Raw genomic sequence first — 8,468 nt, 5'->3', positions numbered from 1 at the left:
GGGGTGGATCGGTGGCAGGTAGAGGACGTCGAAGCCCATCGCGGCGATGGCGGGCAGCCGGCGGGCGGCGGTGCGGAAGGTGCCGTGGGGGGTGGTGGGGGTGCCCTCGGAGCGGGGGAAGAACTCGTACCAGGAGCCGTACAGGGCCCGTTCGCGTTCCACCAGCAGCGGCAACGGCGCGGAGGCGGTGAGCAGTTCACGTACCGGGTGACGGGCCAGGACCTCGTCGACCTCCGGTGTCAGCGCCGCCGCCAGCCGGGACGCGGCCGGCAGGGAGTCGTCGAGCAGTTTCCTGGCGGCTTCCTTCAGCACGGCGCGTCCGGGTCCCTTGGGCACCTTGGCGGCGGCCCGCTCGTACAGCCGCCCGCCCTCCTCCAGGACCAGGCCGGTGTCGATCCCGGCCGGGATCTTGATCCCGGCGTGCTGCCGCCAGGTGGCGACGGGGTCGGACCAGGCCTCGACCGAGTAGGTCCAGCGTCCCGTCGCGTCCGGCGTCACGTCGGCGCCCCACCGGTCGGTACCCGGGGCGAGTTCACGCATCGGCGTCCACGGGCCGCGCCGGCCCTCGGGGTCCTTCAGCACGACGTTGGCGGCGACGGCGTCATGACCCTCGCGGAACACGGTGGCCGAGATCTGGAACGTCTCACCCACGACCGCCTTGGCCGGGCGTCCGCCGCACTCCACCCGAGGGCGGACCTCTCGTACCGGGATCCGGCCGATGGCCCTGGTGGACTTCATGTGTTGACCTCCGCCGTGCTGGTCGACGGGCCGTTCTCGGCCCGGCTGTCGGAATGTCCAAGCTGCATCGGGAGGGCTACCGCTCCACCGGGGAATGTCCGTGCGTGAGCGCTCCGTTGTGCGCGGGCGTCTTCGCCCTGCCGCGTCCGCTCCGCTCCCGGAGATACGTCCCGCCGCCGGTCCGCAGATAGCGCTCGGCGGCGTCGGCGGCCTCTCGCGCACAGCGCTTGCCCATCAGCACACACAGGGTGTAGCCGGAATCCTCGAAAGCGGCGCGTACCGCGCGGTCGCCCGGAGAGGCGAGCGTGGCGCGCTCCCATGACCGGTAGCGCCTCAGGTGTCGGGCGACTTCGGCTTTCGCGGGTAGCAGCATGGCGCTGTTCACCTTCCGGGATGCGAGAGGTGCGACGCCCGGAAGACCGGGCACGCGGAGGCACCGGTCGGGCGCGGCTCTCGAGGCTTTCACTTATGGTGCACGCGTGATGACCCAGCGTCCTGTTGGATCTTGGTTGTGGTGCGCTCGTGTTGCACGAATGGCGTAGCAACCGCACTGTGGATGTGACTCAGGAGCGATAACCGTTCACGCTTCGTGTTCGGGGTCTCGGCCCGCAGGGTCGAGGAGGAGTGCGTACCTCGCCGGTGAGGAGCCAACGACGATGAAGACCGCAGTGCCCTGTTACTACCACCTCGACGTGGAAGTCGGCCCGGACCGCGTGGGTCAGGTCAGGCGCATCCTGGCCGCCCACCTCCGGCTCTGGGATCTCGAAACACTGGTCGAGCCCGTCTGCCGAGGCACCGAACTGCTGCTGAAGGCCATCGACGAGCACGCCACGGACAAGAAGGCCTCGATCGAGATGTGGTGGAACCGCCAGCATCTGATCACCGCCATCGGCGAGAACGACTGCCATCTGCGCCCGGACCAGGACCTGCGCGGCTGTCTCGAGCACATCGCCGAGATGAGCGACGGCTGGGGCTGCTGCGCCACGCAGACCGGTGCCAAGGTCATCTGGTTCTCCCAGCGCGCCCGGGCCGGCGGCCGTGTCCCGCTGGTGCCCACCGTGCCCGAGCCGAGCCTGCGCGAGGTGCGGCAAGTCCCCCGCGCGATCCCGGTCGCGGCCCTGGCCGCCCCGGTCACGGCGACGGACGGCGTCCTGGTGGACGCCCTGTGACCGCTGCGCCACGTCGCCGAAAGGCAAGGACGAAGGCCAAGGCGGGGGCGGGGGTGCCCGTGCCCGTCTGGAGCGGGCACCCCTACCCGTTGGGTGCCGAATTCGACGGGACGGGAACCAACTTCGCGTTGTTCAGCGAGGTCGCCGAACGCGTCGACCTGGTCCTCGTGGACGACGACGGCGCCCACCGGCAGTTCCCCCTGACCGAGGTCGACGGCTTCGTCTGGCACGGCCATCTGCCCGGCGTCGGTCCCGGGCAGCGCTACGGCTACCGGGTGCACGGGCCGTGGGACCCCGGCTCGGGCCACCGCTGCAACCCCGCGAAGCTGCTGCTGGACCCGTACGCCAGGGCGGTGGACGGGCAGATCGACGAGCACGCCTCGCTCTACGAGCGCGCCGCCGACGGCCCGGACCCGGCCGACAGCGCGGGCCACACCATGCTCGGCGTGGTGACCGATCCGGGCTTCGACTGGGGCGACGACCGCCCGCCCCGCCGGCCGTACGCCGACACCGTGATCTACGAGGCCCATGTACGGGGCCTGACCCGCACCCACCCCGACGTCCCGCCCGAACTGCGCGGCACCTACGCGGGACTCGCGCACCCCGCGGTCGTCGAGCACCTGACCTCGCTCGGGGTGACCGCGGTCGAACTGATGCCCGTGCACCAGTATGTGCAGGACGGTGTGCTGCAAGGCCGCGGACTGTCCAACTACTGGGGCTACAACACCATCGGCTTCTTCGCCCCGCACAACGCCTACGCCGCCCACGGCACCCGGGGCCAGCAGGTCGCCGAGTTCAAGACGATGGTGAAGGCGCTGCACGCGGCCGGCCTCGAAGTGATCCTCGACGTGGTCTACAACCACACCGCCGAGGGCAACGAACACGGCCCCACACTGTCCTTCCGGGGCATCGACAACGCTTCGTACTACCGGCTGGTGGACGGCGACTGGTCGCACTACTACGACACCACCGGCACCGGCAACAGCCTGCTGATGCGGCACCCCTACGTGCTTCAGCTGATCATGGACTCGCTGCGGTACTGGGTGACCGAGATGCACGTCGACGGGTTCCGCTTCGATCTCGCGGCGACCCTGGCGAGACAGTTCCACGAGGTGGACCGGCTGTCCGCGTTCTTCGACCTCATCCAGCAGGATCCGGTGATCAGCCGGGTCAAGCTCATCGCCGAGCCGTGGGACGTGGGCGAGGGCGGCTACCAGGTGGGCAACTTCCCGCCGCTGTGGTCGGAGTGGAACGGCAAGTACCGGGACGCCGTACGGGACTTCTGGCGCGCGGAGGAGCACACGCTCGGCGAGTTCGCCTCCCGCCTCACCGGCTCCTCGGACATCTACGCGCACAGCAGGCGCAAGCCCCGCGCCAGCGTCAACTTCGTGACCGCCCACGACGGTTTCACGCTGCGTGACCTCGTCTCGTACAACGACAAGCACAACGAGGCCAACGGCGAGGACGACCGGGACGGCGAGAGCGACAACCGGTCCTGGAACTGTGGTGCCGAGGGCAGGACCGCGGACCCGGCGGTGCTGGAGCTGAGGGCCCGCCAGCAGCGCAACTTCCTGGCCACGCTGCTGCTCTCGCAGGGCATCCCGATGCTCTGCCACGGCGACGAACTCGGCCGCACCCAGCGCGGCAACAACAACGCCTACTGCCAGGACAACGATGTCTCCTGGATCGACTGGCGGCTGAGCGAGGAACAGGGCCGGCTGCTGGACTTCACCCGGAACGCCATCGCGCTGCGGACCGCGCATCCCGTGCTGCGCCGGCGCCGCTTCTTCCTCGGCGAGACGGTCACCCACGCGGACCAGCCGCTGCCCGACCTCGTCTGGCTGCTGCCGGACGCGCGCGAGATGACCGACCGGGACTGGCGGCGCGCCGACGCGCACTGCGTCGGCGTCTTCCTCAACGGCGACGCCATCGCCGAGCCGGACCCACGGGGCAGACCGGTCGTCGACGACTCCTTCCTGCTGCTGCTCAACAGTTACTGGGAGCCGGTCGACTTCCGGCTGCCGGGTCCCGCCTACGGCGAGCGCTGGACGACCCTGATCGACACCGCGGAGCCGGACGGCACCCCGGACGAGACGGAGCACAAGGCGGGCACCCGCAGGCGCGTCGAGGCGCGCAGCCTGGTGCTGCTCACCCGTCCGTCCCGCCGGGCGGCACGGAAGGGGTCAGCGCGCGAGGTGTGAGGTCACGGTGAACTGGGCGCCGTCGGTGTCGCGCAACACGACCTCGCCGGCGCTCGCGCGCAGGACGCTGCCGCCGTGCCGCTCCGCGGCCCGCGCGCACTCCGTCACGTCGGCGACCGCGAAGTGCACCTGCCAGTGCGGCCGGACGGTGGGGTCGGGAGTCGACTCCAGTGCTCCGGACACGATGCGCGCCACGACGTCCCCCCGGCTGCGCAGCACCACCTCGCCGCCTTCGTAGTGGACCTCGCAGCAGCCGGAACGCTTCGACGCCCAGTCGAGCACCTCGCCGTAGAAGATCGCCGCGTCGAACGCGTCACGTGTGTGCAGCCGGATGAAGGCGGGCGACGCCTGCCGCCAGGTCTCCCAGTCGGAGAAGAGCTTCCCCTCCCAGATCCCGAAGGTCGCGCCGTCCCGGTCGGCCAGCAGCGCCGCCCGCCCGGGCGGGAGGGAGATCGGTCCGACCGCCGACGTGCCGCCGCGCTCCCTGACCCGCGACACCGCCTCGTCCGCGCTGCGCACGGCGAAGTACGGCGTCCACGCCACCGCCATCTGCCACATGTCGGCGACCGCGGCGATCCCGGCGACCGGGACCCGGTCCACCAGCGCGATGCGGAAACGGTCCCCGAGTTTCGCCTTGCGCCATTGCCAGCCCAGCACAGCGGCGTAGAACTCCTCCGTGGCCTCCACGTCCCGACTGGTCAGGCTCACCCAGCAGGGCGCGCCGAAGACGGAGTCCGTCGACAGGACGTTCTTGGTGGAGGTGGAAGGGGGCGTGTACTGGTTCATCGCAGTCGCGTTCCGATCTCGTCGCCCGGAGGGGGGCCACCGGTCCCTCCAGTGTCCGGCCGGAACCGCCCCCGGCGCCTGCCGAGTACCCCCGGCTGCGTGAGCACCCCGATGACGGGCACACACCGGTCGGGTGCCGCGGGGCCGGGCGACGCGCGCACGGCGCGCTCAGTCCGCCTCCGGCCCCCTCCGTGACCGCGACTCCTCGCGCGTTCCGCTCGCTTCGTGCGCCTCGGTCCCGTCCTCCAGCGCCTCGGCCGCGTCCCCCGTCTCGGCGAGGATCTCCGCACGCAGGTGGGCGAAGCAGCCGCTGAGCAGCCGCGAGACGTGCATCTGCGAGATGCCGAGCTCCTCCGCGATGGTGCTCTGGGTCATGCCCCCGAAGAAGCGCAGGTACAGGATCGTGCGCTCACGCTCCGGCAGCGCCTGAAGGCAGGGCGCCACCGACACCCGGTCCACGACGTTGTCGTATCCCGGATCCGGGCCGCCGATCGCGTCCGCGAGCGCGTAACCGTCGGTGCCGGGCATCTCGGCCTCCAGCGACAGCGCGGTGTAGCAGTCGAGGGCCTCCATGCCGGTGCGCACCTCGTCGTCGGTGAGCCCGGTGTACTCGCCGATCTCGGTCACCGTGGGCGGGCGGCCCGGAATGGTCTGCGACAGCTCCTTGGCGGCCTTCCGCACCTGGTTACGCAGATCCTGGACCCGGCGCGGAACGTGCAGCGTCCACATGTGATCGCGGAAGTGGCGTTTGATCTCGCCGGTGATCGTGGGTACCGCGTACGCCTCGAAGGCGCGGCCGCGCGCCGGGTCGTAGTGGTCGACGGCCTTGACGAGCCCGAGGGCGGCCACCTGGTACAGGTCTTCGAGGGCCTCGCCGCGCCCGCGGAACCGGACGGCGATCCGTTCGGCCATGGGAAGCCACAGCCGGACCAGTTCGTCGCGCAGTGCTTTGTGCTCGGGGCCCGCGGGCAGTTCCGCGAGTCGTTCGAAGAATGCGGCGGTGTCCGGGGCGTCGTCGTGCGGATGCTGTTTCGTCCTGATGGCGGTACGCATGTGCGCGCCTCCCTCAGCTGGTGCTGGGTGGACAGTCACACGGGGAGGCGCGCGTCCGGGCCGTGGGGAGGACGGCCTGGGGGTCGGCGAGCGGATTCCCGCGGGGCGTGCCTCCTGTCCGAAGCACTGGAATTCCAATTCCCGGTACGAGTGTATCCAAAACAATTACTTGAATGGTCGCCAAAATGCCACGTTATGAATTCGACGGAATTCGTGGAGTGAAATTCCCGAGGTGGGAGGCGCCGGCCGCGGCCGATCTTGACCCGCCCTCGGGTGCGATACCTCTGCCACAGAGGTAATCTCGCCGGTGTGGAGCACAGGACCTTTGTGGAGCACAGGACCTTTCCCGAAGAACTGGCCGACGCGCTGGTCGGGGTGCAGCGGCTGATCAGGCGCCGGCTGCGGGCCGGCCTGACCGCGCCACGGCTGCGCGGCGCCGAGGTGGAGCTGTTGCGCCTGGTCGAGGCGCGGCCCGGCATCGGTGTCTCGGACGCGGCCAAGGAGCTGTACCTGGCGGGCAACTCGGTGTCGACGCTGGTCAACCAGCTGGTCAGGGACGGCTACCTGCTGCGCGGGACCGACCCCGCCGACCGGCGGGCCGCCCGGCTGCTGCTGACCGAGGCCGCCGAGGCCCGGCTGAGCGCCTGGCAGGAACGCCGTGCCGACCTCGTACGGCGGCATGTGGCGCGGCTCGACGAGGCGGACCGCCAGGCGCTGCTCGCGGCCCTGCCGGCCCTGCGCCAGCTGGCCGTCACCCTGCGCGAGGAGGCTGAGGACGCATGACCCAGGACGCTGCCACCGCCCCGGCCGAGGCTGTGACCTGCGCGGGTCTCGCCTACGCCTTCGGCGCGACCAACGCCGTCGACGGGCTCGACCTCACGGTCGGGGAGGGCGAGATCTTCGGGCTGCTCGGCCCGAACGGTGCCGGCAAGACCACCGCGATCCGCTGCGTCACCACGCTCCTGCCCGTTCCGGCCGGCATGGTCCGGGTCTTCGGCCACGACGCGGCGCGCGAGCGGATGTCCGTACGGCGCCTGCTGGGCTATGTGCCGCAGCAACTGTCCGCCGACGCGGGCCTGACCGGCCGGGAGAACGTCGCCCTGTTCGCCCGGGTCTTCGACGTGCCGCGCCGCGAACGCGCCGAACGCGTGGGCCAGGCCCTCGCCGCCGTGGACCTGGAGGACGCCGCCGACCGCCTCGCGGGCACCTACTCCGGCGGCATGGTGCGCCGCCTCGAACTCGCCCAGGCGCTGGTCAGCGCACCCCGGCTGCTGATCCTGGACGAGCCGACCATCGGGCTCGACCCGATCGCCCGCACCGGCGTCTGGGACCACATCAACGCCGTCCGCGCGGCCACCGGCATGACCGTCCTGGTGACCACGCACTACATGGACGAGGCCGACCAGTACTGCGACCGGGTCGGCCTGATGCACCACGGCCGCATCCGCGCCCTGGGCACCCCGATCGAACTCAGGCGGGCGCTCGGCGAACGGCGGCGCGCCGAAGGCGCCACCACGGACCCGCCGACGCTGGAGGACGTCTTCCGCGACGTCGCCGGCAGCGGCCTCGACGACCGGTCAGGAGACTTCCGCGATGTCCGAAACACCCGCCGCACCGCGCACCGCGTCGGCTGACCGGGTCCGGCACAAGGACATCGGCCTGCTGCTGCGGCCGCCCCGGCCCCGCGCGGGCTGGCGACTGCTGCCCGCCCGGGTGGTGGCGATGTGCGCGGTCGAACTGCAGAAGCTGCGCCACGACCGCACGGAGCTGTACACCCGCGCGGTCCAGCCCGCGCTCTGGCTGCTGATCTTCGGCCAGACCTTCACCAGGATCAAGGCGATCCCCACCCCGGGCATCCCCTACATCGACTACCTCGCGCCCGGCATCATCGCCCAGTCCGCGATGTTCATCGCAATTTTTTACGGCATCCAGATCATCTGGGAACGCGACGCCGGCATCCTCAACAAGCTGCTCGTCACGCCCACTCCGCGCTCCGCCCTCATCACCGGCAAGGCGTTCGCTGCGGGCGTGAAGTCGCTGATCCAGGCGATCGTGGTCGTCGTCATCGCCGCGCTCCTGGGGGTGGCCCTGACCTGGAACCCGCTGAAACTGCTCGGCGTCGCCGTGGCCGTGATCCTCGGCTCGGCGTTCTTCTCCTGCCTGTCGATGACCATCGCGGGCATCGTGCTCAGCCGCGACCGGCTGATGGGCTTCGGGCAGGCGATCACCATGCCGCTCTTCTTCGCCTCCAACGCCCTCTATCCGGTGTCCGTCATGCCGGGCTGGCTCCAGGCCGTCAGCAAGATCAACCCGCTCAGTTACCAGGTGGACGCGCTGCGCGGCCTCCTTCTCGGCACGCCCGCGCACCTGGGCGCCGACTTCGGGGTGCTCCTCGTGGCCGCCGCGCTCGGCATCGCCGCCGCCTCCTCGCTGCTGGGCCGGCTGGCCCGCTGAGTTCACCCTCCCGAACGTGATGTGCGGCACGCCGTGCGCGCGGAACCGCACGGTCCCGATGAGGATT

At 71.0% G+C, this 8,468-nt stretch carries 9 protein-coding genes; 5 read left to right on the top strand and 4 right to left on the bottom strand.

The window, feature by feature from the left end; genetic code table 11:
- On the bottom strand, nucleotides 1-738 hold a 738-nt coding region (locus tag ACWCQK_RS11995; RefSeq protein WP_451154610.1), incomplete at its 3' end, for a maltotransferase domain-containing protein.
- A 76-nt stretch (nucleotides 739-814) separates the two neighbouring features.
- Entirely contained in the window at nucleotides 815-1,111 is a 297-nt protein-coding gene (locus ACWCQK_RS11990) for a DUF5133 domain-containing protein (protein WP_451154608.1), read from the bottom strand.
- 283 nt (nucleotides 1,112-1,394) lie between these two features.
- Here ACWCQK_RS11990 and ACWCQK_RS11985 point away from each other — a divergent pair, with 283 nt between their 5' ends.
- Both ACWCQK_RS11985 and glgX read left to right on the top strand, forming a co-directional pair.
- Nucleotides 1,395-1,907: a pep a2 gene (locus ACWCQK_RS11985; RefSeq protein WP_451154606.1), complete on the top strand. Its 513-nt coding sequence runs from the start codon at nucleotides 1,395-1,397 to the stop codon at nucleotides 1,905-1,907.
- A 53-nt stretch (nucleotides 1,908-1,960) separates the two neighbouring features.
- Nucleotides 1,961-4,108, top strand: coding sequence for a glycogen debranching protein GlgX (gene glgX, locus ACWCQK_RS11980; RefSeq protein WP_451154604.1), 2,148 nt, complete (start codon nucleotides 1,961-1,963; stop codon nucleotides 4,106-4,108).
- Here the strand turns inward: glgX and ACWCQK_RS11975 are convergent.
- Nucleotides 4,091-4,894 carry a VOC family protein gene (locus tag ACWCQK_RS11975; protein ID WP_451154602.1) on the bottom strand — a complete coding sequence of 268 codons (804 nt, stop codon included), beginning with the start codon at nucleotides 4,892-4,894 and terminating at the stop codon, nucleotides 4,091-4,093. The two genes, glgX and ACWCQK_RS11975, sit on opposite strands and share 18 nt — an antisense overlap.
- Before the next feature lie 168 nt (nucleotides 4,895-5,062).
- A complete protein-coding gene (locus ACWCQK_RS11970; RefSeq protein WP_451154600.1) occupies nucleotides 5,063-5,947 on the bottom strand; it encodes an RNA polymerase sigma factor SigF in 885 nt (294 codons plus the stop codon).
- Nucleotides 5,948-6,274: 327 nt separating this feature from the next.
- On the opposite strand from ACWCQK_RS11970, the gene ACWCQK_RS11965 reads away from it, so the two are divergent.
- From ACWCQK_RS11965 to ACWCQK_RS11955, 3 genes are read left to right on the top strand one after another with little or no spacing between them, the layout of a single operon-like run.
- Entirely contained in the window at nucleotides 6,275-6,730 is a 456-nt protein-coding gene (locus ACWCQK_RS11965) for a MarR family winged helix-turn-helix transcriptional regulator (protein WP_451154644.1), read from the top strand.
- Nucleotides 6,727-7,581: an ABC transporter ATP-binding protein gene (locus tag ACWCQK_RS11960; protein WP_451154598.1), complete on the top strand. Its 855-nt coding sequence runs from the start codon at nucleotides 6,727-6,729 to the stop codon at nucleotides 7,579-7,581. The genes ACWCQK_RS11965 and ACWCQK_RS11960 overlap by 4 nt, the downstream gene beginning before the upstream one ends.
- Nucleotides 7,541-8,401: an ABC transporter permease gene (locus ACWCQK_RS11955; protein WP_451154596.1), complete on the top strand. Its 861-nt coding sequence runs from the start codon at nucleotides 7,541-7,543 to the stop codon at nucleotides 8,399-8,401. Before ACWCQK_RS11960 ends, ACWCQK_RS11955 begins: the two co-directional genes overlap by 41 nt.
- The last annotated feature ends 67 nt before the right edge of the window (nucleotides 8,402-8,468 follow it).

It is taken from the genome of Streptomyces sp. NPDC002306, assembly GCF_053593435.1.
This window is presented reverse-complemented; position numbering and strand designations above follow the sequence as displayed.

Bases quoted from the DNA above. Each gene is read 5' to 3' on its own strand.
- ACWCQK_RS11990 (WP_451154608.1), bottom strand. From the start codon at position 1,111: ATGCTGCTACCCGCGAAAGCCGAAGTCGCCCGACACCTGAGGCGCTAC.
- ACWCQK_RS11985 (WP_451154606.1), top strand. From the start codon at position 1,395: ATGAAGACCGCAGTGCCCTGTTACTACCACCTCGACGTGGAAGTCGGC.
- ACWCQK_RS11975 (WP_451154602.1), bottom strand. From the start codon at position 4,894: ATGAACCAGTACACGCCCCCTTCCACCTCCACCAAGAACGTCCTGTCG.
- ACWCQK_RS11970 (WP_451154600.1), bottom strand. From the start codon at position 5,947: ATGCGTACCGCCATCAGGACGAAACAGCATCCGCACGACGACGCCCCG.
- ACWCQK_RS11960 (WP_451154598.1), top strand. From the start codon at position 6,727: ATGACCCAGGACGCTGCCACCGCCCCGGCCGAGGCTGTGACCTGCGCG.
- ACWCQK_RS11955 (WP_451154596.1), top strand. From the start codon at position 7,541: ATGTCCGAAACACCCGCCGCACCGCGCACCGCGTCGGCTGACCGGGTC.